This is a genomic window from Variovorax sp. VaC1 (assembly GCF_043658315.1).
Taxonomy (GTDB): domain Bacteria; phylum Pseudomonadota; class Gammaproteobacteria; order Burkholderiales; family Burkholderiaceae_C; genus Variovorax.
Genome location: NZ_JBIGLT010000003.1, coordinates 24,739 through 47,294, shown reverse-complemented (window position 1 = coordinate 47,294; position 22,556 = coordinate 24,739). Strand labels below are relative to the sequence as shown.

The window sequence follows — 22,556 nt, the reverse complement described above, 5'->3', positions numbered from 1 at the left end:
CGCCATCGACCTCACTGCCTTGCGGCCAGGCCCGCCGCGTTGGTGGGCGCCCAGAAGTTCTCGAGCTGAAGCTCCTTGAGCGCACGCGCAAGGAAGCTCGGATCGGCCCAGGCCTTGGCATCGAAGGTCTGGCGAATGATGCCGACCTTTTTCGCGCCGTCGATCACGTCGGTGTAGTGCGAGACATAGCCATCATCCAGCAGCGGCGAGTAGCGCTCTTTCAGCGAGGCGCCTTCGAAGTCGCTGCTGAACAATGCGACGGGCTGGCCGCTGATTTCGCCGAAGCGCGCGAACAGCGCATCGCGCTTGCTGTTGTCGGACGCCGACTGCGCCTGCTTCACGATCACCTTGATCAGCCGCGTGAGCGCTTCGGGGTGCTGCTTCGCGAAGGCGTCGGTTGCGATCACGCCCGAGTTGATGCCGTAGATCGGCCCCCTGCCGCGGGTGCTGATCGGGATCTCGGCCGTGCCCGCAAGCTTGAGCAATTGCAGGTCGGAGCCGCCGAAGGTCGCGTCGATGTCCTTGCTGACCAGCGCCGCCTTCGAGGTCGGCCAGTCGAGGTTGGTGAAGCGCACGTCCTTCTCGGTCAGGCCGGCATCTTCGAGCAGGCGGTTGAAAGACAGCTGGTAGGCCGTGCCGCGCAGCACTGCCACGCGCTTGCCCTTCAGGTCCTTGAAGCTCTGGATGTTGCTGCCCAGCGCGGTCGCCAGGTAGCTGTTGCTGTTGCGTCCGCCCGAGGCGACGAGCCGCGTCTTCAGGCCGTTGGCGCGGCCGATCACGCCGGCCAGGTCGCCCAGGAACACGACGTCGAGCTGGCCTGTGGCCAGTGCCTCGTTGATGGCCGGGCCCGCGCCCTTGAAGAACTTCCATTCGATCTTGACACCGTCCTTCTCGAACTCGGCTTCCAGCGCCTTCTGGGCATAGACCAGCGACACCGGCCCGGCGCCGGCGAAAGACTTGCCCTGGCTGCCCTGTTCAGGCGCGGCCAGGCGGATCACCTTGGGCAGGTCGGCGGCCGATGCCGCGGTGGTACCGAACAGCCCGGCCAGCATGGCGAGGGCAACAAACGACCTGCGACCGGCGGAAAGAGATGAGGAAGAAGAAGTGCGCATGAAAGGCTTTCGATGGAAAAAATCAGATGGCGAACAGCACCGACTCGGCGCTGCGCGATGCGGGCACGAGTGCCGGGGCTTCGGCCGGCTGTCCCGAGAATTCGGCGAGCACGCTCTCCTTGATCTCGGCAAAGGCCTGGCTCGCCCGGTTGCGCGGATGCGCGAGCGGCACGGGAACGATGCGGCGGATGCGGCCCGGGCGAGGCTCCATCACGACCACCTTGTCGCCCAGGAACACGGCCTCTTCCACGTCGTGCGTGACCAGGATGGTCGTGATGCCTTCCGCCTGCCAGATGCGCAGCAGCTCCTGCTGCAGGTGCGCGCGCGTCATCGCGTCGAGCGCGCCGAAGGGCTCGTCGAGCAGCAGCACCTCGGGCCGGTTGACCAAGGCCCGCGCGATCGCCACGCGCTGCGACATCCCGCCCGAAAGTTGGTGCGGAAACGCCTTCTCGAAACCCTGCAGCCCGACCAGCTCGATGTGCTCGCGCACCTGCACGCGCTTCTGGGCTTCGGTCAGCGATGCGTTGAGCAGGCTCAGGGCGATGTTGTCCTCGACGTTGAGCCAGGGAAACAGCCTGTGCTCCTGGAACACGATGCCGCGCTCCAGGCTGGTGCCGACGATGCGATGGCCGTCGAGCAGCAGCTCGCCCTGGTAGTCGCCCTCCAGGCCGACCACCAGCCGCAGCAGCGTCGACTTGCCGCATCCGCTGGTGCCGACGATGCTGACGAATTCGCCCGGCGCGATGCTCAGCGAGATGTCGCTGAGCACGGGCAACGGCGTGCCCTCTACCTCGTACTGCTTGTGGAGATGCCGGATGTCCAGCGTTCCTGCGTGAGCCACGGTCGTGTTCCTTGCGTTGTCAGAATTGGGCGACCAGCCGGCCGCGCCAGGCGAGCAGCCGGGTCTCGATGCGGGTGGCGATCCAGTTGAGCGTGAAGCCGGTGAGCCCGACCACGATCACGCCGAAGAGCACGAGGTCCATCTGGAAATGCTCGCGCCCGTCGATCATGGTGTTGCCGATGCCCTTGCCCGAGACCAGCAGGTACTCGGCGCCAAGCGTTGCAAGCCAGGCATAGATCAGCGCCAGGTGGATGCCCGCGAAGATCGAGGGCGAGGCACTGGGCAACACCACGCGCGTGAGCATCTGCCAGCGGCTGAACCTGAGCACCCGCGCGACCTCGATCAGTTCGCGCGGCACGCTGCGAATGCCTTCGTGCGTGTTGAGCACCACGGGGAAGAAAGCGGCCAGCGAAAGGAACGCCACCTTGGCCGCATCGCCCAGGCCGAACCAGACCGAGATCAGCGGAATCCATGCGAACAGCGAGATCTGCTTGAGCGTGTGGAAGCTCGGCCCCAACGCGCGTTCTGCCAGCCGCGACAGGCCGAGCACGCCACCGCCCAGCAGGCCCGCTGTCACGCCGATGGCGAAGCCGGCAAGGTCGCGCCACAGGCTCGAGCCCAGCGCCACCCACAGCTCGCCGCTCGCCGTGTAGTCGACCGCGCGCTGCCACACCGCTTCGGGCGATACCAGGAAGGCCGCATTGCCCCAGCCGAAGCGCGCGGCGCTCCACCACAGCGCGACCAGCAGCAGCGGAATGACCCAGCCGCGCAGGGCCTTGGGCACGGGGTGCGCGCGGCGGGCCGCGGTTGCGGCTGCGGGGGGTGTCGGTGCATTGGCGTCACTCATGCCGTCGTCCTCAGAAGCCGGGGCGTTGCCAACGCGTGAGGCGCTTTTCGATCAGCGCGAAGACCTTGTCGAGCGCAAAGCCGACGGCACCGACCACCACCACGGCCGCCAGCACCACGTCGAGCTGGAACAACTGCCGGCCATAGACGATCAGGAAGCCGATGCCCTCGCTGGAAGCCAGCAGCTCGACCACGACCAGCGCCAGCCATGCATGCGTGAAGCCGTAGCGCACGCCGTTCCAGATCGGCGCAAAGGCCGAGGGCAGCACCACCTTGCGCAGCAACTGCCAGCGCGAGAACCGGAGCACGCGCGCCACCTCGATATAACGCGTCGGCACGCCCTGGATGCCCTTGTAGGTATTGAGCGCCACCGGCACCAGCGCGGCCTTGGCAATGAGCAGGACCTTGAGCGATTCGTCGATGCCGACCAGCAGCATCAGCAGCGGCAGCCACCCGAGCACGGGCACCTGGCTGAACGCCTTGAACAAGGGGTAGACGTAGTCCTTGAAAAGCGGCGACAGCCCCATGGCCACGCCCAGCGCGAACCCCGCGAACAGCCCGAGCGCGAAGCCGGCGAACACGCGCGTCAGGCTGATCTGCAGGTGGCCCCAAATCTCGCCGGTGCTGAACAGATCGACCAGCGTGCTCCAGACGACGGCGGGCGGCGGCAGCACCTGCGGCGCGATCCACTCGTAATGCGCACCGAGCTGCCAGAGCAGCAGCACCAGCAGTGGAAAGGGCCAGCCGACCCAGCGCGACGAAGCAAGGTAGCGCGCCGATGCGCGCAGCCGTTGCGCCAGCGAAAGGGCACGCGGTGCATTGCCTGCAGCAGCAAGCTCGATGAGAGGAAGTTCGGCGGAAGGTACAGCCATGGCGGTGCGATGGTTCCCGCGAACGGCATGCGCCTTCGCGTTGTCCATCAAGGAGAGAAAAAAGAATCGAAGACGGGCGGGCTGCGCCGCCGCATTCAAGGCGTGCTGTCGTCAGCCCAGACATCGACGCGCCGCACCCTCTGCCGATGGCAGGCGGGTAGGCAAACGCGGGTGTTGAAGTTCTTGATGCATGGCGATGAAGGCCGCATTCTGATTTGCGGGCCCCGCATCCGGAACGAATCAAATGTCAGTTGCATATAGCCGACTCAACTGATGCCGGCGCCGATGGGGCTTGGAGCGACCCGCTCGCGCATCGCACGCAGCTAGGCGACCGCGTCCTGCGCGAGCCCCCACGCGACATGCTCGCGCACGAGTTCGCTCGGATGCCCAGCGCGGGTGGCCAACGCCTCTTGCGCGCCCGCTTCGCCGGAGCGCACCGCATTGCCCAGCGCCACCGCGATGTTGCGCAGCCAGCGCTCGTGGCCGATACGCCGGATCGGGCTGCCTTCGGTGCGGCGCAGGAAGTCTTCTTCGCTCCACGCAAACAGCTCGGCCAGCGTGCGCCCCGTGAGCCCCTCGCGCGCGTCGAAGTCGGGCAGCTCGCTCTTCTTGGCGAACTTGTTCCAGGGGCAGATGAGCTGGCAGTCGTCGCAACCGTAGATGCGGTTGCCCATCAGCGGCCGCAATTCCAGCGGGATCGGGCCGCCGTGCTCGATGGTCAGGTAAGAGATGCAGCGCCGCGCGTCCAGCCGCTGCGGCGCGACGATGGCCTGCGTCGGGCACACGTCGATGCAGGCACTGCAGCTGCCGCAGTGCGCGGTGACGGGCTCGCTCGGCGGCAGTTCCATGTCGACGTAGATCTCGCCCAGGAAGAACATCGAGCCCGCGTTGCGGTCGAGCACCAGCGTGTGCTTGCCGCGCCAGCCCTGCCCGCTGCGCGAGGCCAGCTCGGCTTCGAGCACGGGAGCCGAGTCGGTGAAGGCGCGGTGGCCGAAGGGGCCGACCTCTTCGGCGATGCGCTCGGCCAGCTTCGCGAGCCGGTTGCGCAGCACCTTGTGATAGTCGCGGCCCCGCGCATAGACCGATACGATGGCCTCGCCGGGCCGCGTGAGGCGGTCGAACTCGATGGTCTGCCAGTCGGGCGTGGTGCTGCGCGGCAGGTAGTCCATGCGCGCGGTGATCACGCTCACCGTGCCCGGCACCAGCTCGGCCGGACGCGCGCGGCGGGTGCCATGCGTTGCCATGTATTGCATTTCGCCATGGAACCCATGGGCCAGCCATTGCATCAGACCGTCCTCGGCGCTCGATAAATCGACGCCCGCGATTCCGATTTGGGAGAATCCGAGTTCCCGGGCCAATGCCTGAATACGAACAACGAGTGGATGGCTGACGATCACTTGCCGATTGTAGAAACGCCCAAAGGCACCACACGCATCGTGCGCTGGTGCAGCGAAGCCGACACCGAAGCTTTCGCGCGATCGCTCGCCGCCGCGCCCGCGTTGCGCGATGCCTTCATCGCGCTGCATGGCGACCTCGGTGCCGGCAAGACCACTTTCGTACGACATCTGCTGCGCGCCCTCGGCATCGAAGGCCGCATCAAGAGCCCGACCTACGCCGTGGTCGAGCCGCACGAAGCGCCCGACGGGCTCGCGATCTTCCATTTCGACTTCTACCGTTTCGCCGATCCGCGCGAATGGGACGACGCCGGTTTCCGCGACATCTTCGCGGGCCCTGGCCTCAAGTTGGCAGAGTGGCCAGAAAACGCCGCAGGGCGCACACCACCGGCCGACCTAGCTATTAAAATCGAAGCAATGACTGACGACACACGCAGCGTGACCCTCCTCGCGAACACCCCTCGCGGCAGCGATCTGCTGGCGCGCATCGCCGCATGAAGGCGGGCGGCATCAAACGGCGCGTGCTGCTGCAGGGCGGCAGCATCGCGCTGATGCTCGGCGTGCACCAGATCGCGCGCGGCGCCACCATCCTCGCCGTGCGGGTCTGGCCCGCGGCCGACTACACCCGCGTGACCATCGAGTCCGATGCCCGCCTCAACTCGCAGCAGCTCGTGGTGGGCAGCCCGCCGCGGCTGGCCGTCGACATCGAGGGCATCGACCTGAACCCCGAGCTGCGCGAGCTGGTCGGCAAGATCAAGCCCGGCGACCCGTACATCAACGGCCTGCGTGTCGGACAGAACGCGCCGAAGGTGGTGCGCATCGTGTTCGACCTGAAGCAGGCGGTGGTGCCGCAGGTGTTCTCGCTGGCGCCCGTGGCGGCCTACAAGCACCGGCTGGTGCTCGACCTGTACCCCGAGCAGGCCATCGACCCGATGGAAGCGCTGATCGCCGAGCGGCTGCGCGATGCGCCCAAGTCCAGCGGCGGCACCAGCAGCAACGGCACGGCCGTGGCGACCGCGCCCACTGCACCCGGCGCGCCGGTGCGCCCCGCCACGCCGGCCGGCGACCCGCTGGGCGAGCTGATGGCGCAGCAGTCGATGCGCCCCGGCCCATCGGCCACGGCACCACCGGTCATCGCAGGGAACGACCGCCCGACCGCTTCACCCGTGATCGTCGCCCCGCCGCCGTCCGTGGCGGGTACGGCACCGATCAGGCCCATCCCGCCGCCGCCACCACCACCCGCACCGCCACCGGTGGCTGTCGCGCGAGGCGGCGCCACCGCCAGCCGCACCGACCGCATCATCATCGTGGCGCTCGACCCCGGCCACGGTGGCGAAGACCCCGGCGCCATCGGCCCCAACGGCACGCGTGAGAAAGACATCGTGCTGCAGGTGGCGCACCGGCTGCGCGAACGCATCAACGCGGGCAGCGTCAACGGCAGCCCGATGCGCGCCTTTCTCACGCGCGACGCCGACTTCTTCGTGCCGCTGGGCGTGCGCGTGCAGAAGGCGCGGCGCGTGCAGGCCGACCTGTTCGTGAGCATCCATGCCGACGCCTTCACCACGCCCGCCGCGCGCGGCGCCAGCGTGTTCGCGCTGAGCCAGAGCGGCGCATCGAGCAGCGCGGCGCGCTGGCTCGCCAACAAGGAGAACGACGCCGACAAGGTCGGCGGCGTCAACGTCGGCAACCACGAGGCGCAGGTGCAGCGCGCGCTGCTCGACATGAGCACCACCGCGCAGATCAACGACAGCCTGAAGCTCGGCGGCGCGATGCTGGGCGAGATCAAGGGCATCGGCGCGCGGCTGCACAAGGGCCAGGTCGAACAAGCCGGCTTTGCGGTGCTGAAGGCGCCCGACATTCCCAGCGTGCTGGTCGAAACCGCCTTCATCAGCAACCCCGAAGAAGAAGCCAACCTGCGCCGCGTGGAATACCAGGAAAGCCTGGCCGATGCGCTCATGCGCGGCATCCAGCGCTACTTCGCGCAGAACCCGCCGCTGGCGCGCAGCAGACAGCTGTAGCCGGGCCTTTGTAAAGCCGCCGCCCCCTCGTGTCCCACGTCGGGCGGCTTGCTGCACCGCACAGGCAGGCGCGGCAGGCTCCTACACCCGCGGCACCGCGCTTCTGGACATGATGGGGCATCACTCCTCGAAAGGTGGACATCATGAACACACGTCTCTGGATCGCTGCAGCCGCAGCCACTTCGGTCATGACGATTGCAGGTTGCGCCAGCGGTCCCAACCAGAACCTCGGTACTGGCGTAGGCGCGGTGGGCGGTGCACTGATCGGCAATGCGATCGGCAAGAACACCGGCGCGACGCTGGGTGGCGCGGCCATCGGCGGCATCATCGGCAACCAGGTGGGTCGTAACGCCGACGAACGCAACTATTACAACCAGCAGCGTTATCCGTCGGGCAGCGGCTACTACCCGGGCAACGGGCCGAACTACTGACCTGAGCTGAGCCGCCGTTGCGGCTCGGACCCGCCACAAGAAAAAAGCGCGCCTTCGGGCGCGCTTTTTGTTGATGGGAGTCCGATGGCGATCAGGCCTGCGGCACCTGCGCCGCGCGGGCCTTCTCGGCCTTCGAGGCGCGCCATGCGCCGTAGATCGCCAGCAGGCCCGGCACGAAGATCAGCGCCCAGATGATCTTGTCCAGGTGCTGCCGCACGAACGGCAGGTTGCCGAAGAAGTAGCCCGCCGTCGCGATGCCCAGCACCCAGATCAGCGCGCCCACCACGTTGAACATGGTGAACTTCGCGCGGCTCATTTCCGCCACGCCCGCCACGAACGGGGCAAAGGTGCGAATGAAGGGCATGAAGCGCGCCAGGATGATCGTGATGCCGCCGTAGCGCTCGTAGAAGCCGTGGGCCTGGTCGAAGGCCTTGCGGTTGAAGAAGCGCGAACTCTCCCACTGGAAGACCTTCGGCCCGAAGTAGCGGCCGATCGAATAGTTGGTCTGGTCTCCGAGGATGGCCGCCGCAATCAGGATGCCGCAGGCCAGCGGAAAGTTCATGAGCCCCGCGCCGCACAGCGCGCCGACGATGAAGAGCAGCGAATCGCCCGGCAGGAACGGCATCACCACCGCCCCCGTCTCCACGAAGACGATCAGGAAGAGCAGTGCATAGACCCAGGGGCCATAGGCGATGACGAAGGCCTCGAGGTGTTTGTCGACATGAAGAATGAAGTCGACGAGAAAGCTGATGATTTCCATGGGCGCGGATTATCCTTGCTGAACCCGAACGCACCCTGAATCACCCCATGCTGCACATACGCGCCGCGCTCGACGCGGACTGGCCGGCCATCTGGGCCGTCCTCGAACCGACCTTTCGCCGCGGAGACACCTACACCTACGCGCCCGACATCACCGAAGAACAGGCACGCCATTCATGGACCAAGGTGCCCACCGCGACCTTCGTGGCCTGCAACGACGAGGGCACGGTGCTCGGCACCTACGTCATAAAGCCCAATCAGCCGGGCCAGGGCGCGCACGTGAGCAATTGCGGCTATGTGGTGTCCGACGCCGCGCGCGGCCTGGGCGTTGCCTCGGCGCTGTGCGAACACTCGCAGCAGGAGGCCATCCGCATGGGCTTTCGCGCGATGCAGTTCAATTTCGTGGTGTCCACCAACGAAGGCGCGGTGCGGCTCTGGCGCAAGATGGGCTTCGACATCGTCGGCACCCTGCCCGGCGCCTTCAGGCATCCGCAGCACGGCTACGTGGACGCCTTCGTCATGTTCAAGCAGTTGTTGCAACCTCGATAAAACCACCCACCCGGAGAGACTCACGATGACAGGCCAATACATCCAGATGAAAGCCGCCGACGGCAGCGGCACCTTTCGCGGCTACCTCGCACTGCCCGAAGGCGGCACCGGCCCGGGCCTTGTGATCGCGCAGGAAATCTTCGGCATCAACCACACCATGCGCGAGGTCGCCGACTACTACGCCGAAGAAGGCTACGTGGCGCTGGTGCCCGACCTTTTCTGGCGCCAGGAGCCCAACGTCGAACTCGGCTACAGCGAAGCCGATTGGCAGCGCGCCTTTGCGCTCTACGGCGGCTTCGACGAAGCCAAGGGCATGCAAGACATGCAGACCGCCATCGACGCGCTGCGCGGCCGCGCCGAAGTGACCGACAAGAAGGTCGGCGTGCTCGGCTTCTGCCTGGGCGGCAAGCTGGCGTACCTCTCGGCCTGCCGCACCGACGCCGATGCGGTGGTCGGCTACTACGGCGTCGGCATCGACGCCGCGCTCGACGAAGCTGACAAGATCAAGTGCCCGCTGACGCTGCACGTCGCCGAGCTCGACAAGTTCTGCCCGCCCGAGGCACGCGACCGCATCGTGCAGACGCTCAAGGGCCGCCCCGGCGTGTCGCTGTACGTGTACCCCGGCATGGACCATGCCTTCGCGCGCGTGGGCGGCGAGCACTTCCACAAGCCGTCGGCGCTCATGGCACACGAGCGCAGCATCGCCACGCTGAAGGGTGCCATCGGCCCGCACTACGACCTCTCGGCCCTGTGGGACAAGCACTGCGAGTACGAGTTCGGCACCCGGAACGTCGACGACACCATGGCCACCATGGTGGCCGAGCCCTACGTCAACCACATCCCCACCATGACCGGCGGCGTGGGCTACAAGGCGCTGCACGCCTTCTATACGAACCACTTCGTCAACAGCAACCCGCCCGACACCGCGCTCACGTCGATCTCGCGCACCGTCGGCGCCACGCAGGTGGTCGACGAACTGCTCTTCAGCTTCACTCACACCACCGAGATCCCGTGGATGCTCCCGGGCGTCGCCCCCACCGGCAAGCGCGTCGAGGTGCCACTGCTGGCCGTCATCAAGTTCCGCGGCAACAAGCTCTACCACGAGCACATCTACTGGGACCAGGCCAGCGTGCTCGTACAGGTCGGCCTGCTCGACGCGAAGCTGCTGCCGGTGGCGGGCATCGAGACGGCGCGCAAGCTGCTGGACGAGAAGCTGCCGTCGAATACGTTGATGTCGCGCTGAAGCACGTCTTTCCCTACGGAATACCCAGTTTTCGCCCGCTTCTAGAATGCCCCGGTGAGCGCCCTTCCCACCCCCAACTCCCTCTCCGAACGCCGCCCGATCCGCGAGCTTCCCGACGAACTGATCAGCCAGATCGCCGCGGGCGAAGTGGTCGAGCGGCCTGCCTCGGTGGTGCGCGAGCTGCTGGACAACGCGCTCGACGCGGGGGCCCGGCAGATCACGGTGCGGCTGGCCTCGGGCGGTGTGCGGCTGATCTCGATCGAAGACGACGGCCTGGGCATTCCGCGCGAAGAACTCACGGTGGCGCTGCGCCGCCACGCCACCAGCAAGATCGCGAGCCTGAACGACCTCGAAACGGTCGGCACGATGGGCTTTCGCGGCGAGGCACTGGCGGCGATCAATGCGATTGCCGAGCTCAGCATTCTTTCGCGCTTTGCCGGCGCCGACAGTGCGTTCTCGCTCGACGGGCGCACCGGCGAGCTGCGTCCGGTGGCCCGCTCCACCGGCACCACGGTCGAAGTGCGCGAGCTGTTCTTCGCCACGCCCGCGCGCCGCAAGTTCCTGAAGACCGACGCCACCGAACTGGCCCATTGCATCGAGGCGGTGCGCCGCCATGCGCTGGCGCGGCCCGAGGTGGGCTTTTCGATCTGGCACGACGGCAAGCTGGTCGAGCAATGGCGCGCCGCCACCACCCGCGAGCAGCGGCTGGCCGATGCCCTGAGCGACGATTTCGTGACGCAGAGCGTGGCGGTCGAGCGCGAAGGTGGCCCGGTGCGCGTGGTCGGCCGCGCCGGCATTCCCGATGCGGCGCGCTCGCGCGGCGACCAGCAGTTCTTTTATGTCAACGGCCGTTTCGTGCGCGACAAGGTGCTGTCGCACGCCGTGCGCAGCGCCTACGAAGACGTGCTGCACGGCCATCGCCAGCCGATCTACGCGCTGTACCTTGAGATCGATCCGGCGCGGGTCGACGTGAACGTGCACCCGACCAAGATCGAAGTGCGCTTTCGCGATGGGCGCGAGGTGCACCAGGCGGTACGCCACGCCATCGAGGACGCGCTGGCCGCGCCGCGCGCCGGAGACGCCGTGGCGGCCTCCGGTACGCCGCAGCCATTCTTCAAGCCGACGCCGCTCCCCTCGAACGCCGGCTGGGCACAGCCCTCCATGAATTTCGTGGCCCAGGAGCGCGGTGCCGGCGACTTCGAAGCCATGTGGCCACGCCGCACCATGGAGCAGGCCCACGAGCCGGAGTCCGCGCCTTCGCAATGGCCGCTGACCGGCGCGGCGCCGATGACCTTCCGTGCGCCCGTGGGGCTGCCTTCGGATACGGGCGCCGAACCCGCCACGCCGCCGCTGGCCACGAACGACGAAGCCTGGCCGCTCGGCCGCGCGTTGGCGCAGTTGCAGGGGATCTACATCCTGGCCGAGAACAGCCAGGGCCTCGTGGTGGTCGACATGCACGCGGCGCACGAGCGCATCGTGTATGAGCGGCTGAAGACGCAGCTCGACGGCGCGTCCATCAGCAGCCAGCCGCTGCTGATTCCGGCCACCTTCGCGGCCACGCCGGAAGAAGTGGCGACGGCCGAGGCCTGCGCGGCGGTGCTGCCCACGCTGGGGCTGGAAATCACGCCTTTTTCGCCACGCACGCTCGCGGTGCGCGCCGTGCCCGGAACGCTGGCGGATGGCGACCCGGTGGAGCTGGCGCGCAGCGTGCTGGCCGAGTTGGGCCAGCACGACGCCAGCACCGTGGTGCAGCGCGCGCAGAACGAACTGCTCTCGACCATGGCCTGCCACGGCGCCGTGCGGGCCAACCGCAAGCTCACCATCGACGAAATGAACGCACTGTTACGTCAGATGGAAGCCACCGAGCGTTCGGACCAGTGCAACCACGGCCGGCCGACCTGGCGGCAGCTGTCGATCCGCGAGCTCGACAACCTGTTCATGCGCGGCCGATAGCCGAATCAGCCCCTTTTTGAGGGTTTTCGAGGGTTTTTGGCGGTCATCCGGGCGGCGGGCACGCACGTTGCATGGACTCGTGCAAAAAACGCCATCGAGCGTTGTTTCGGAGGGTTACCGGGGCGCAATGTCGGCGTGCCACGGTGAAAGCAAGTGAACTTTTCGGCCGACTTCGCTGTCCCTCAACCCCATGATGAAACGCTGGACCCTCCTCGCGTCAGTCTTTTCGCTTTGCGCCCTGCTGGCTGCCGGCTGCGCCACGCTTGACGAGCAGCAGCGCCAATGGATCTTCCAGCCCAGCGACCGCAGCTGGGGCAACACCGCCGCCATGAGCGAAGGCATGCAGGACGTCTGGATCGACTTCCAGTCGTCCATTACCGGCGAGCCCGCGCGCCTGCACGGCCTGTGGCTGGGCGGCGCACCCGAGACCACCGACACGCCCGTGCTGCTGTACCTGCACGGCGCGCGCTACAACGTGGCCGGCTCGGCGCCGCGCATCCAGCGCATGCACGAGCTGGGCTTCTCGGTGCTGGCCATCGACTACCGCGGCTTCGGCAAGAGCTCCAAGGGCCTGCCCTCCGAAGAATCGGCCCGCGAAGACGCCCGCGCCGCCTGGACCTGGCTGGCCGCGCGCCACCCCAGGCAGCACCGCTACATCTTCGGCCACTCGCTCGGCGGCGCCATCGGCATCGACCTGGCGGCGCACGTGAACGACGAAAGCGGCGTGATCGTCGAGAGCACCTTCACCTCCATCGCCGACGTGGTGAGCGGCTTCAAGTGGGGCTGGCTGCCCTTCGGCCCGTTCATCACGCAACGCTTCGAGGCGATCAACACGGTCAAGCAGATCGGCGCACCGCTGCTGGTGGTGCATGGCACGGCCGACAGCCTCATCAACCCTACGCTGGGCCGCAAGCTGTATGACGCGGCCACGGTGCCCAAGCTCTTCGTGCTGGTCGAAGGCGGCTCGCACCACGACACCAACTCGGTCGGCGAGGCCCAGTACCGCGCGGCGCTGGCCCAGCTGTTCCGCATGAAGCCCGAGAGCACGGTGGCCGCCAACCGGCCGCCGCCCCGCCTTGCGCCGCCGCCGAGCGCACCCGCGCCCCAGAACGTGCGCGGCGAAGCGCCGGCACCGGCGCCCGCCGCCATCTGAACCGAACCTGCCGCACGGCGGCCAGCCGGCGCCGTGCGCGGCCGCAAGACCTGCGCGCCCGCGAGGCACGCGCCATTTGCTACCCTCGGCGCACCATGTCTCCCAGCTTCGCTCCGGCCGCCGAGGCCGCTCCCCCGGCATCGCCAGGCGCCGCGCCTCCTGTTCCACTGCGCTACATCGCGCTTGCCGGCCCCACCGCCTCCGGCAAGACGGCCGCCGCCCTCGCCCTGGCGCGCACGCGGGCCGTCGAAATCGTCAGCGTCGATTCGGCCCTCGTGTACCGGGGCATGGACATCGGCACCGCCAAGCCCAGCCGCGCCGAGCAGGCGCAGGTGCCGCACCACCTGATCGACATCCTCGATCCGCGCGACAGCTACAGCGCCGCCGCCTTCGTGGCCGACGCCACGCGACTCATCGACGAGATCCGCGCGCGCGGCGCGCTGCCGCTGCTGGTCGGCGGCACGATGCTCTATTTCAAGGCCCTGTTCGACGGCATCGATGCCATGCCGGCGGCCGATGCCGCCGTGCGCGCGAGCATCGACGCGGAAGCCGCGGTCATCGGCTGGCCCGCCATGCACGCACGGCTGGCCCAGGTCGACCCGGTCACGGCCGCGCGGCTCGCGCCGCAAGACAGCCAGCGCATCCAGCGTGCGCTCGAGGTGTGGGCCAGCAGCGGCCAGCCGCTGTCGAGCTTTCATGCGAGCGACAACAAGACCGCCAAGGCGGTCGAAGGGGGCCTGCTGATTTCGCTCGAACCCACCGACCGCGCGTGGCTGCATGCGCGCATCGCCGAGCGCTTCGACGCCATGCTCGCGGCCGGATTCATCGACGAAGTGAAGGCGCTGCGCGCGCGCGGCGATCTCTCGCCCGACCTGCCCTCTATGCGCTGCGTGGGCTACCGGCAGGCCTGGGAAATGCTCGACGCCTGCGGCACCGCGGCACCCGACGCCAAGGCCCTGAATGACCTGCGCGAGCGCGGCATCGCCGCCACGCGCCAGCTCGCCAAGCGGCAGATCACCTGGCTGCGCAGCATGCCGACGCGCACCGTGATCGCCTGCGACGCGCCCGACGCGGTGCAAGCCGCCGTTCAACTCATCACATCGATCACAAGCCCCGGATGACGCTGCGCATTTCCAACCTCGGTAAGCACTACGGCAAGAACGGCGAAGTGCCCGTCTTCGAGAACGTGACGCTCGGCGTCGAGCCTGGTGAGTTCGTCGCCATCGTGGGCGAATCGGGTGTCGGCAAGTCGACGCTGCTCAACTGCATGGCCGGGCTCGACAGCTGGGACCAGGGCAGCGTGACACACGACGGCATCGACATCGGTGCGCTCGACGGCGAAGCCTGTGCGCTCTGGCGCAGGCGCCGCGTGGGCTTCGTGTTCCAGGCCTTCCACGTGCTGCCGCACCTCGACGTGGCGCAGAACGTGTCGCTGCCGCTGATGCTGCTGGGCCAGCATCGCGATGAAGACCGCGTGGCCAGGATGCTCGACGCGGTCGGCTTGCCCGGCATGGGCGCGCGGCTGCCGCAGACGCTGTCGGGCGGCCAGTTGCAGCGCGTGGCCATCGCGCGTGCGCTGGTGCACCGCCCCGCCCTGCTGCTGGCCGACGAGCCCACGGGCAATCTCGACCCGACCACCGCTGCCAAGGTGATGGAACTGCTGATCGGCCAGACCCGCGAGCACGGTGCTTCGCTGGTGCTGGTGACGCACTCCGAAAGCGCGGCCGCCCGCGCGGACCGCCTGCTGCACCTGACAGCAAACGGCATCCGCGCCTGACGATCTATTCGTTTGTTGTTTACTGCTGCGGCGCGAGGAAGCTCGCGTAGCGCGACAGGTCGACGTTGCCGCCGCTGATCACGATGCCCACGCGCTGGCCCGCGATCGCCTTGCCCGCGGCGATGGCGCCCGCAAAAGCCAGGCAGCCGGTCGGCTCGACCACCATCTTCATGCGCTCGGCGAAGAAGCGCATCGCATCGACCAGTTGCGCGTCGGTCACGGTGAAGATGTCGTTCACGTCGCGCTTGATGATGCCGAAGGTGTATTCGCCCAGGTGCTGCGTCTGCGCGCCGTCGGCAATGGTCTTGGGCGTTTCGATGTGCACAATCTTCCCTGCGCGGAACGACTGCTGGCCGTCGTTGCCCGCCTCGGGCTCCACGCCGTAGACCTTGCAATCGGGCGACAGCGCGCGCGCCGACAGCGCCGAACCCGACAGCAGCCCGCCGCCGCCCAGGCACACGAAGAGGTGGTCGAGCGGGCCGGTTTCCTCGATCAGTTCCTTCACCGCCGTGCCTTGCCCCGTCAGCACGTCCGGATGGTCGTAGGGCGGAATCATCGTCATGCCGCGCTCTTGCGCGAGCCGCTTCGTCAGGGCCTCGCGGTCTTCGGTGAAGCGGTCGTACAGCACGACTTCGGCGCCGTAGCCCTGCGTGGCGGCGACCTTGGCGGCCGGTGCGTCCTTCGGCATGACGATCACGGCCGGCATCGACAGCAGGCGCGCCGACAGCGCGACGGCCTGCGCATGGTTGCCCGAAGAAAAGGCGATCACGCCGCCCTTGCGCTGCGCGGCATCGAACTTCGACAGCGCGTTGAAGGCGCCGCGAAACTTGAACGCGCCCATGCGCTGGAAGTTCTCGCACTTGAAGAAGAACCTGGCGCCCCAGCGTTCATTGGCGGTGGTCGATTGCAGCACCGGCGTGCGGTGGGCATGGCCTTCGAGCCGCGCGGCCGCGGCGATGACGTCGTCGTAGGTAGGGAGTTGCATCACCCGAGCTTAGCGGGGCTCGCCGTTCTTTTGCACCCCCTGGTGGGTAAAAACCCGGGTGCACGTTCGCCTTGAAGTTCGTACTCTGTATACAGAGTTCAGAACCCGGAGCCCCCTCATGCCCGCCCAGCTCGTCAGCATCGAAACCGCGCCCGACCTTGTCGACCAGGTCTACCGTGCCCTTCTGGGCGCCATCTGCGGCGGCACGCTGGCGCCCGGCGAACGCCTCACGCAGGAAGACATCGCGCAGCGGCTGTCGGTGTCGCGCCAGCCGGTGCTGCAGGCGCTGCGGCTGCTGAAGAAAGACGGCTTCGTGCTCGACGCGCCCGGCCGCGGCGTGCTGGTGGCGCCGCTCGATGCCGAAGGCATGCGCCAGATCTACCAGGTGCGCGGCGCGCTCGACGTGCTGGCCGCGCGGCTCGCGGCGCAGCAGTGCTTTCGCATCGACCCGAAGCTCATCGAACGCGGCCGCCGTGCGGCGCGCGGGCGCAATGTCGAAGCCATGATCGATGCCGACGTGGCCTTTCACCAGGCCATCTACGAAGCCTCGGGCAATCCGCTGATCGGCCAGAGCGCCAACCCGCACTGGCGTCACCTGCGCCGCGCGATGGGCGCGGTGCTGCAGGCCGAGCCCCAGCGCGAATCGCTCTGGGACGAACACGAAGCCATTGCCGCGGCCATCGCCGCCGGCAACGCCGAGCGCGCGGCGCGCCTGAGCGAGCAGCACGTTGCCAAGGCCAGCGAGGCACTGGGCGAGCGGCTTGCCCGGCAGCTGCTCGCGCACGCCGCATCCACACCCGCCACGCAAGGAGACAAGGCATGAAGTTGACCCCCGAGCAACGCGCGCAGTTCGAGCGCGAGGGCTACCTGTTCTTCCCCGGCCACTTCTCGCCCGAAGAGACGAAGGTGCTGACCGATGCGGTGCCCGCGCTGTACAGCCGGCGCGAGGCCTTCAACGTGCGCGAGAAAGGCTCCGATGCCGTGCGCACGAATTTCGCCGCGCACCTCATCAGCGAGCCCTTCGCGCGGCTGGCACGGCATCCGCGCATGGTCGGCCCGGTGACCGATCTCTTCGAGGAAGAGGTCTACATGCACCAGTTCAAGATCAACGGAAAGATGGCCTTCGAGGGCGACGTGTGGCAATGGCACCAGGACTACGGCACCTGGCTCAACGACGACCTGATGCCGACCGAGCGCGCGATGAACGTGGCGATTTTTCTGGACGACGTGAACGAGCACAACGGCCCGCTGATGTTCATTCCGGGCAGCCATCGCAAGGGCGTGGTGGATGCCAAACACGACCTGACCACCACCAGCTACCCGCTCTGGACGGTGGACAACGACCTGATCGCGCAGCTCGTGGACCGCGCCGGCGGCAAGCACGGCGGCATCGTCTCGCCCAAGGGGCCGGCCGGTTCGATGATCCTGTTCCACAGCTGCCTCGTGCACGCCTCGGGCAGCAACCTCTCGCCCTTCAACCGCGTGGCCGTGTACCTGAGCCTGTGCGCCGTCAGCAACCACATCCGCCGCCACAAGCGGCCCGAGTACATAGCCCACCGGGACTTCACGCCCATCGAGATGCTGCCCGACGACTGCCTGCTGAAGCCCTACCCCGTCGATGTGCCCTGGAAGAAGGGCCTGCCCGAAAGCGCACTGATGACATCGCTCGACCTGCTCGACACCGCGGAGGCCTGACCCCATGAGCCTGCATGCCCGCCTGCAACAGCGCGCCGCCGAAGGCCGCCCCATCCGCATCGGCCTGATCGGCGCCGGCAAGTTCGGCGCGATGTACCTCGCGCAAGTGCCGCGCACACCCGGCGTTCAGCTGGTGGCGATTGCCGACCTGTCGCCCGATGCCGCCCGCGTCAACCTGGCGCGCGTGGGCTGGGAGCCAGCCCGCGCGTCGGCCGGCTCCGTGCAGGAGGCGCTGAAGCACGGCACCACCTGGATCACCGACGACTGGCAGGCGGTAACGCGCGAGCCGTCCATCGACATCGTGGTCGAGTGCACCGGCAACCCGATCGCGGCGGTCGACCATTGCCTCGATGCCTTCGCGCACGGCAAGCACGTGGTCAACGTGACGGTCGAGGCTGACGCCTTCTGCGGCCCGCTGCTCGCGCGCCGGGCGCAGCAGGCGGGCGTGATCTATTCGCTGGCCTTCGGTGACCAGCCCGCGCTGATCTGCGACCTGGTCGACTGGGCGCGCACCTGCGGCTTTCCGGTGGTGGCGGCCGGGCGTGGCCACAAGTGGCTGCCGCACTTCACCGAATCGACACCCGAGACGGTGTGGGGCAACTACGGCCTGACGCCCGAGCAGGCACAGCGCGGCGGGCTCAACCCGAAGATGTTCAACAGCTTTCTCGATGGCTCCAAGCCGTCGATCGAAAGCTCGGCGGTGGCCAACGCCACCGGCCTCACGGTGCCATCCGACGGGCTGCTCTACCCGCCCGCGAGCGTGGAAGACATTCCCTTCGTCACGCGGCCGCGCAGCGAAGGCGGCGTGCTGGAGCGCAAGGGCATGGTCGAGGTGATCTCCTCGCTCGAAGCCGATGGACGAAAGATCCCCTACGACATCCGCATGGGCGTGTGGGTCACGGTCGAGGCCGAGACCGACTACATCAAGAACTGCTTCGAGGAATACAACGCCCACACCGACCCGAGCGGGCGCTACTTCACGCTGTACAAGCGCTGGCACCTGATCGGGCTCGAAGTCGGCATGTCGGTGGCCAGCGTGGCGCTGCGCGGCGAGCCGACCGGCGTGGCCACCTGCTGGAACGCCGACGTGGTGGCCACCGCCAAGCGCGACCTCGCCGCGGGCGAGATGCTCGACGGCGAAGGCGGCTACACGGTGTGGGGCAAGCTGCTGCCGGCCGACCGCTCGCTGCGGCTGGGCGGCCTGCCGCTCGGGCTGGCGCACAACGTCAGGCTGGTGCGGCCGGTCAAGAAAGGCCAGAGCCTCTGCTGGGCCGACGTGGCGATCGACACGACGACCGCCGCCTACAGGCTGCGCGCCGACATGGAGTCGATGTTCGCGCCGTCGCTGCAGGTCAGGTTTGCCTAGTTGAGGTGTCGTCCGGGCGCGGGGCCGCGCCCGGTGAACCGGGCTGGTGGATCAGCGCATTGCGTCAAACCGCAATCGCGTAAAAAATATTCGTCTCGGCACAGGGCTTCGTGTCGAAATGACCGGCAGCGGGCCGTCATTGGGGTGAGCGATGTTGCTCAAGCCAACTTTTCCATGACGGAGAGACACCATGCAATACATGTTGATGTTCTATCAGCCCGCGTCCGAATTCGAACAACGCGACGACGCGTCCTCGCAGGCCTACCGCGCCAGCTGGATCGCTTACGCCGACGCCGTGCGGCAGGCCGGCATCTCGCTCGGCGGGCACGGCCTGTTTCCGCCCATGACCGGCACCACGCTGCGCGTGCGCGGCGACAAGCGCCAGGTGCAGGACGGCCCTTTCGCGGACACCAAGGAGCAGCTCGGCGGCTACTTCGTGGTCGACGTGCCCGACCTCGATGCCGCGCTCGAATGGGCGGCGCGCGCGCCTTGCGCCACCAGCGGCGGCGTCGAGGTTCGACCGGTCTTCGTGGCCACGGCCATGGCGGCGGCCACAGCGTGAACGACCCGGCGGCTCACCAGGCCGCCGAACGGGCGGCCCGCGCGTCGTACGGTCGACTGCTGGCCATCCTCTCGGCGCGCACGCACGACATCGCGGCGTCGGAAGACGCCCTGTCCGATGCCTTTGCGCGCGCGCTCGAGCGCTGGCCCGTGGACGGCATTCCCGACAAGCCCGACGCCTGGCTGCTGAGCGTGGCACGGCACCGCAAGCTCGATGCGTGGCGCCACACCCGCGTGCAGGACAAGGCCACGCAGACGCTGCTGCTGCTGGCCGGCGAGGCCGACATGGCCGACGCTGAAGGCGCGACCGTGCCCGACGAGCGGCTGCGCCTGCTCTTCGTGTGCGCGCACCCCGCCATCGACGCACCGGCGCGCGCGCCACTGATGCTGCAGACCGTGCTCGGCCTCGACGCCGCTCGCATGGCGGGTGCCTTTCTCACTTCGCCTTCGACGCTTGGGCAGCGGCTGGTGCGCGCCAAGGCCCGCATCCGCGCGGCCGGCATTCCCTTCGAATACCCGCAGCCGCGCGACCTGCCGCAGCGGCTGCAGGACGTGCTCGACGGCATCTACGCCGCCTACGGCACCGGCTGGGAAGACGTCGACGGCGCCGACGCGCTGCCGCGCGGCCTGACCGCCGAGGCCATCGATCTGGGCCGCATCCTCTGCCACCTGATGCCCGACGAGCCCGAGCCGCTGGGCCTGCTGGCGCTGATGCTGTTCTGCGAAAGCCGCACCGCGGCGCGGCGCAGCGAAACCGGCGCCTACGTGCCGCTCGACCAGCAGGACATCACGCGCTGGAACCACGAACTGCTCGCGCAGGCCGAGCACCACCTGCGGCAAGCCTCCGGCATGCGATCGCTCGGCACCTACCAGTTGGAAGCCGCGATCCAGTCGGCGCACTGCGAACGCCGGGCCGGGGCACCGGTGCCACCCGAAACGCTGGTGGCGCTGTACGAGGGCCTGCTGGCGCTGCGCCCGAGCATCGGGGCGCAGGTCAGCCGCGCGTGCGCGCTGGCGAATGCACGCGGGCCCGACATCGGCCTGCAGGCGCTCGACGCGATTCCCGCAGACCAGGTGACGAACTACCAGCCCTTCTGGGCTGCCCGCGCCCATCTGCTCGCCGCCGGTGGCGCGCGTGCCGCAGCCCGGCAGGCCTACGACCGCGCCATCGGGCTGAGCGCCAATGCGGCGGTGCGCAGCTATCTGGGTGCGATGGCGGCCCGGCTCTGACACGGCCGCAGGCTGCGCATCGCGCAGTGTTCACTCAGGCGGCCGATCCGTCGAAGACGCGGAACCAGCTGAGGACGGTGCCAATCAAGCTGCCCACGCTGAACGACTCCCCGGGCGCCCCGACTTCCTTGAGCACCGGAAGGCTCGCAAGGCTCTCGGTACTCACGAGATTGTTCAGGAAGAAACCTACGTCGCCGTTGAACTCGGGTGCAATCCGCCCACCGTCGTCACGCAGGTTCGATGCGCGCCAGATATCGGTGCCCGCGAACGTGAGCGCCGTCGTCACGTGACTGCCCAGGAGCACATACCGCGACCAGGGCATGTAGTAGCCATAGTTGGGCAGCGGGCCGAGTTCGGCGCGCACCAGGTTCATCTCCTTGGTGAAGAGCTTCATCTTCGCCTCGCGAAAGGCATCGCCCGTCAGGCCAACGACTTCGGCGTTCTGGCCACCCACGAAGGCGAAGCTGGAGATGACCTGGTCCTGCTGGAAGCTGCCCAGGCCGAAACGGTCTTGGGCATACCGCTTGGAGAGCACCTTGTTGAGGTTGCCGGTGTCGCCACCACGGCTCTTCAACAGCTCGACCTTCTCGCCCGTGGCCTTCTCCCAGCGCGCGACCAGCCCCTTGGCCTGCTCCGCGTATTCCGGATGGCCCGGCGTCTTCGCATCGGCAGCAGTAGGCTGCTGGAACCACCCCCAAGCATCGGTGACCTTTTGCCAGAACTTCACCGCGGGCGTCTTGTCGAGGTCGCTCGCCAGGATTTCTTCACCCTGCTTGTAGATCGGTGCCGGAAGAATGGGACCGGAGTCATCGAACATCGCAACCCGCGTCTTGTCGCCCGCCAGGGCCTCCCGGATCATCGGGTAGTTGGCCAGCGACGAGTAGCCGCCGGCGCTGGCGCCATAGACCAGCAACTGCTGGATCGACTTCCTGCTCGACAGGCTCTCTGCAAACTTGTTCTGGCGCAGGAACGCCATCGCAGCGCGCACGTTGTTCAGGCCGTTGAAGTTGGCCTTCTTGCTGTTCTGCGGATTGCTCGGATCTTCGAAGACCCTGAAGCTCGCGCCCGAGTTGACGTCACCGGTGCAGTACGGAAACACCAGCTTGGTCCATCGCTGCGTTTCCGGCTGCGACGTGAACTTCGGAAAATTCCACCAACTTCGGTTGTCCAGCGTGCCCGTGCCTCGGCCGAAGACGAAGTACGCAGCCGCATTGGTCAGGAAGGTATTGCCGTCGAGCACCGGTGACGTAAGGGCGGTGGCCGTCTTGGTCAGGATGCCGTCGCCCTGGATGTAGCCCGAGGCCAGGCCGTCGGGATTGGATGCGCCGAGCTTGGAGTCCGGCTTGCACGAATCGAAGTCCCAGCACGCGCCGCCGCCTTCGAAGTCGACCAGCACCTTGTCCCGCATGCTCGCCTCGGACGCGATCTTGTAGTACATCCGGTAGGGCGTTCCATTCATGCACGATGCGCCCGAACTGGCCGGAAAGGTGTACTCCACCCAGGTGTCCAGATCGGCGGTCCACACGGGGCCGGCCGCGGGCACGATGGTCTGCCCCGGCTTGGAGCTGGACTTCAGCCCCGCGTTGTACCTGGCCGTCGACTCGTCGATGAATGCCTGCGCATCGGCCCTGCTCTTCTGGACCTGCGGGGTCGCGGCCGGCGCAGCGCCGGCCGTGGCCATCGAAAGCATGAAAGCCAGCGCGGCCGCCAGCCTCCAGAGTGTTCTTGTTCGATGCATGGCTGTGTCTCTCCTGTGTTGTGAATGGAATGG

The 22,556-nt window shown here is 67.8% G+C and carries 22 protein-coding genes; 14 read left to right on the top strand and 8 right to left on the bottom strand.

Annotated features, from left to right (window positions below):
- Positions 1-11: 11 nt before the first annotated feature.
- The 5 genes from ACGLHS_RS12340 to queG form a co-directional block, all read right to left on the bottom strand.
- Positions 12-1,112 (bottom strand): ABC transporter substrate-binding protein, encoded by a 1,101-nt coding sequence (locus ACGLHS_RS12340; protein ID WP_394479991.1) that lies wholly within the window; start codon positions 1,110-1,112, stop codon positions 12-14.
- A gap of 22 nt (positions 1,113-1,134) precedes the next feature.
- Positions 1,135-1,953, bottom strand: a complete 819-nt coding sequence (locus ACGLHS_RS12335) for an ABC transporter ATP-binding protein (RefSeq protein ID WP_394479989.1) — start codon at positions 1,951-1,953, stop codon at positions 1,135-1,137.
- A 19-nt stretch (positions 1,954-1,972) separates the two neighbouring features.
- Positions 1,973-2,800 carry an ABC transporter permease gene (locus ACGLHS_RS12330; RefSeq protein WP_394479987.1) on the bottom strand — a complete coding sequence of 276 codons (828 nt, stop codon included), beginning with the start codon at positions 2,798-2,800 and terminating at the stop codon, positions 1,973-1,975.
- Positions 2,801-2,810: 10 nt separating this feature from the next.
- Complete coding sequence (locus ACGLHS_RS12325) at positions 2,811-3,671, bottom strand: ABC transporter permease (protein WP_394479985.1); 861 nt, start codon at positions 3,669-3,671, stop codon at positions 2,811-2,813.
- Positions 3,672-3,994: 323 nt separating this feature from the next.
- Positions 3,995-5,068: a tRNA epoxyqueuosine(34) reductase QueG gene (gene queG / locus ACGLHS_RS12320; RefSeq protein WP_394479983.1), complete on the bottom strand. Its 1,074-nt coding sequence runs from the start codon at positions 5,066-5,068 to the stop codon at positions 3,995-3,997.
- Between queG and tsaE the strand changes: the two genes are divergently transcribed.
- From tsaE to ACGLHS_RS12305, 3 genes are all read left to right on the top strand, one after another.
- On the top strand, positions 5,054-5,563 hold the full coding sequence (tsaE, locus tag ACGLHS_RS12315; protein ID WP_093246825.1) for a tRNA (adenosine(37)-N6)-threonylcarbamoyltransferase complex ATPase subunit type 1 TsaE: 510 nt from the start codon (positions 5,054-5,056) through the stop codon (positions 5,561-5,563). The two genes, queG and tsaE, sit on opposite strands and share 15 nt — an antisense overlap.
- The gene (locus ACGLHS_RS12310) at positions 5,560-7,083 is read left to right on the top strand and encodes an N-acetylmuramoyl-L-alanine amidase (RefSeq protein ID WP_394479980.1); all 1,524 of its coding nucleotides are present in this window, start codon (positions 5,560-5,562) and stop codon (positions 7,081-7,083) included. The genes tsaE and ACGLHS_RS12310 overlap by 4 nt, the downstream gene beginning before the upstream one ends.
- 143 nt (positions 7,084-7,226) lie before the next feature.
- Complete coding sequence (locus ACGLHS_RS12305) at positions 7,227-7,514, top strand: glycine zipper domain-containing protein (protein ID WP_394479978.1); 288 nt, start codon at positions 7,227-7,229, stop codon at positions 7,512-7,514.
- Between the two features lie 91 nt (positions 7,515-7,605).
- On the opposite strand, the gene ACGLHS_RS12300 is transcribed toward ACGLHS_RS12305, so the two are convergent.
- Entirely contained in the window at positions 7,606-8,274 is a 669-nt protein-coding gene (locus ACGLHS_RS12300) for a DedA family protein (protein WP_394479976.1), read from the bottom strand.
- A 47-nt stretch (positions 8,275-8,321) separates the two neighbouring features.
- Between ACGLHS_RS12300 and ACGLHS_RS12295 the strand changes: the two genes are divergently transcribed.
- The 6 genes from ACGLHS_RS12295 to ACGLHS_RS12270 all read left to right on the top strand — a co-directional run bounded on the left by ACGLHS_RS12295 (position 8,322) and on the right by ACGLHS_RS12270 (position 14,948).
- Positions 8,322-8,822 (top strand): GNAT family N-acetyltransferase, encoded by a 501-nt coding sequence (locus ACGLHS_RS12295; protein WP_394479974.1) that lies wholly within the window; start codon positions 8,322-8,324, stop codon positions 8,820-8,822.
- Positions 8,823-8,847: 25 nt separating this feature from the next.
- Positions 8,848-10,065, top strand: coding sequence for a dienelactone hydrolase family protein (locus tag ACGLHS_RS12290; protein WP_394479972.1), 1,218 nt, complete (start codon positions 8,848-8,850; stop codon positions 10,063-10,065).
- 54 nt (positions 10,066-10,119) lie between these two features.
- Entirely contained in the window at positions 10,120-12,018 is a 1,899-nt protein-coding gene (gene mutL, locus ACGLHS_RS12285; protein WP_394479970.1) for a DNA mismatch repair endonuclease MutL, read from the top strand.
- 193 nt (positions 12,019-12,211) lie between these two features.
- Positions 12,212-13,171 carry an alpha/beta hydrolase gene (locus ACGLHS_RS12280; protein WP_093246978.1) on the top strand — a complete coding sequence of 320 codons (960 nt, stop codon included), beginning with the start codon at positions 12,212-12,214 and terminating at the stop codon, positions 13,169-13,171.
- 95 nt (positions 13,172-13,266) lie between these two features.
- Complete coding sequence (gene miaA, locus ACGLHS_RS12275; protein WP_394479968.1) at positions 13,267-14,292, top strand: tRNA (adenosine(37)-N6)-dimethylallyltransferase MiaA; 1,026 nt, start codon at positions 13,267-13,269, stop codon at positions 14,290-14,292.
- Complete coding sequence (locus ACGLHS_RS12270) at positions 14,289-14,948, top strand: ABC transporter ATP-binding protein (RefSeq protein WP_394479966.1); 660 nt, start codon at positions 14,289-14,291, stop codon at positions 14,946-14,948. The genes miaA and ACGLHS_RS12270 overlap by 4 nt, the downstream gene beginning before the upstream one ends.
- Before the next feature lie 19 nt (positions 14,949-14,967).
- Here ACGLHS_RS12270 and ACGLHS_RS12265 read toward each other — a convergent pair whose 3' ends face one another.
- Positions 14,968-15,933, bottom strand: coding sequence for a threo-3-hydroxy-L-aspartate ammonia-lyase (locus tag ACGLHS_RS12265; RefSeq protein ID WP_394479964.1), 966 nt, complete (start codon positions 15,931-15,933; stop codon positions 14,968-14,970).
- 118 nt (positions 15,934-16,051) lie between these two features.
- On the opposite strand from ACGLHS_RS12265, the gene ACGLHS_RS12260 reads away from it, so the two are divergent.
- The 5 genes from ACGLHS_RS12260 (at position 16,052) to ACGLHS_RS12240 (ending at position 20,785) form a co-directional block, all read left to right on the top strand.
- Complete coding sequence (locus ACGLHS_RS12260; RefSeq protein WP_394479962.1) at positions 16,052-16,756, top strand: GntR family transcriptional regulator; 705 nt, start codon at positions 16,052-16,054, stop codon at positions 16,754-16,756.
- Complete coding sequence (locus ACGLHS_RS12255) at positions 16,753-17,628, top strand: phytanoyl-CoA dioxygenase family protein (RefSeq protein ID WP_394479960.1); 876 nt, start codon at positions 16,753-16,755, stop codon at positions 17,626-17,628. Before ACGLHS_RS12260 ends, ACGLHS_RS12255 begins: the two co-directional genes overlap by 4 nt.
- A gap of 4 nt (positions 17,629-17,632) precedes the next feature.
- On the top strand, positions 17,633-18,994 hold the full coding sequence (locus ACGLHS_RS12250) for an NAD(P)H-dependent oxidoreductase (protein WP_394479958.1): 1,362 nt from the start codon (positions 17,633-17,635) through the stop codon (positions 18,992-18,994).
- A gap of 190 nt (positions 18,995-19,184) precedes the next feature.
- On the top strand, positions 19,185-19,556 hold the full coding sequence (locus ACGLHS_RS12245) for a YciI family protein (RefSeq protein WP_093246813.1): 372 nt from the start codon (positions 19,185-19,187) through the stop codon (positions 19,554-19,556).
- Complete coding sequence (locus ACGLHS_RS12240; protein WP_394479956.1) at positions 19,553-20,785, top strand: RNA polymerase sigma factor; 1,233 nt, start codon at positions 19,553-19,555, stop codon at positions 20,783-20,785. The genes ACGLHS_RS12245 and ACGLHS_RS12240 overlap by 4 nt, the downstream gene beginning before the upstream one ends.
- Positions 20,786-20,819: 34 nt before the next feature.
- On the opposite strand, the gene ACGLHS_RS12235 is transcribed toward ACGLHS_RS12240, so the two are convergent.
- Positions 20,820-22,523 carry a hypothetical protein gene (locus tag ACGLHS_RS12235; protein WP_394479954.1) on the bottom strand — a complete coding sequence of 568 codons (1,704 nt, stop codon included), beginning with the start codon at positions 22,521-22,523 and terminating at the stop codon, positions 20,820-20,822.
- Positions 22,524-22,556 lie beyond the last annotated feature (33 nt).

Bases quoted from the DNA above. Each gene is read 5' to 3' on its own strand.
- ACGLHS_RS12340 (WP_394479991.1), bottom strand. From the start codon at position 1,112: ATGCGCACTTCTTCTTCCTCATCTCTTTCCGCCGGTCGCAGGTCGTTT.
- ACGLHS_RS12330 (WP_394479987.1), bottom strand. From the start codon at position 2,800: ATGAGTGACGCCAATGCACCGACACCCCCCGCAGCCGCAACCGCGGCC.
- ACGLHS_RS12325 (WP_394479985.1), bottom strand. From the start codon at position 3,671: ATGGCTGTACCTTCCGCCGAACTTCCTCTCATCGAGCTTGCTGCTGCA.
- tsaE (WP_093246825.1), top strand. From the start codon at position 5,054: ATGGCTGACGATCACTTGCCGATTGTAGAAACGCCCAAAGGCACCACA.
- ACGLHS_RS12310 (WP_394479980.1), top strand. From the start codon at position 5,560: ATGAAGGCGGGCGGCATCAAACGGCGCGTGCTGCTGCAGGGCGGCAGC.
- ACGLHS_RS12305 (WP_394479978.1), top strand. From the start codon at position 7,227: ATGAACACACGTCTCTGGATCGCTGCAGCCGCAGCCACTTCGGTCATG.
- ACGLHS_RS12300 (WP_394479976.1), bottom strand. From the start codon at position 8,274: ATGGAAATCATCAGCTTTCTCGTCGACTTCATTCTTCATGTCGACAAA.
- ACGLHS_RS12295 (WP_394479974.1), top strand. From the start codon at position 8,322: ATGCTGCACATACGCGCCGCGCTCGACGCGGACTGGCCGGCCATCTGG.
- ACGLHS_RS12290 (WP_394479972.1), top strand. From the start codon at position 8,848: ATGACAGGCCAATACATCCAGATGAAAGCCGCCGACGGCAGCGGCACC.
- ACGLHS_RS12280 (WP_093246978.1), top strand. From the start codon at position 12,212: ATGAAACGCTGGACCCTCCTCGCGTCAGTCTTTTCGCTTTGCGCCCTG.
- miaA (WP_394479968.1), top strand. From the start codon at position 13,267: ATGTCTCCCAGCTTCGCTCCGGCCGCCGAGGCCGCTCCCCCGGCATCG.
- ACGLHS_RS12270 (WP_394479966.1), top strand. From the start codon at position 14,289: ATGACGCTGCGCATTTCCAACCTCGGTAAGCACTACGGCAAGAACGGC.
- ACGLHS_RS12265 (WP_394479964.1), bottom strand. From the start codon at position 15,933: ATGCAACTCCCTACCTACGACGACGTCATCGCCGCGGCCGCGCGGCTC.
- ACGLHS_RS12260 (WP_394479962.1), top strand. From the start codon at position 16,052: ATGCCCGCCCAGCTCGTCAGCATCGAAACCGCGCCCGACCTTGTCGAC.
- ACGLHS_RS12255 (WP_394479960.1), top strand. From the start codon at position 16,753: ATGAAGTTGACCCCCGAGCAACGCGCGCAGTTCGAGCGCGAGGGCTAC.
- ACGLHS_RS12250 (WP_394479958.1), top strand. From the start codon at position 17,633: ATGAGCCTGCATGCCCGCCTGCAACAGCGCGCCGCCGAAGGCCGCCCC.
- ACGLHS_RS12245 (WP_093246813.1), top strand. From the start codon at position 19,185: ATGCAATACATGTTGATGTTCTATCAGCCCGCGTCCGAATTCGAACAA.
- ACGLHS_RS12235 (WP_394479954.1), bottom strand. From the start codon at position 22,523: ATGCATCGAACAAGAACACTCTGGAGGCTGGCGGCCGCGCTGGCTTTC.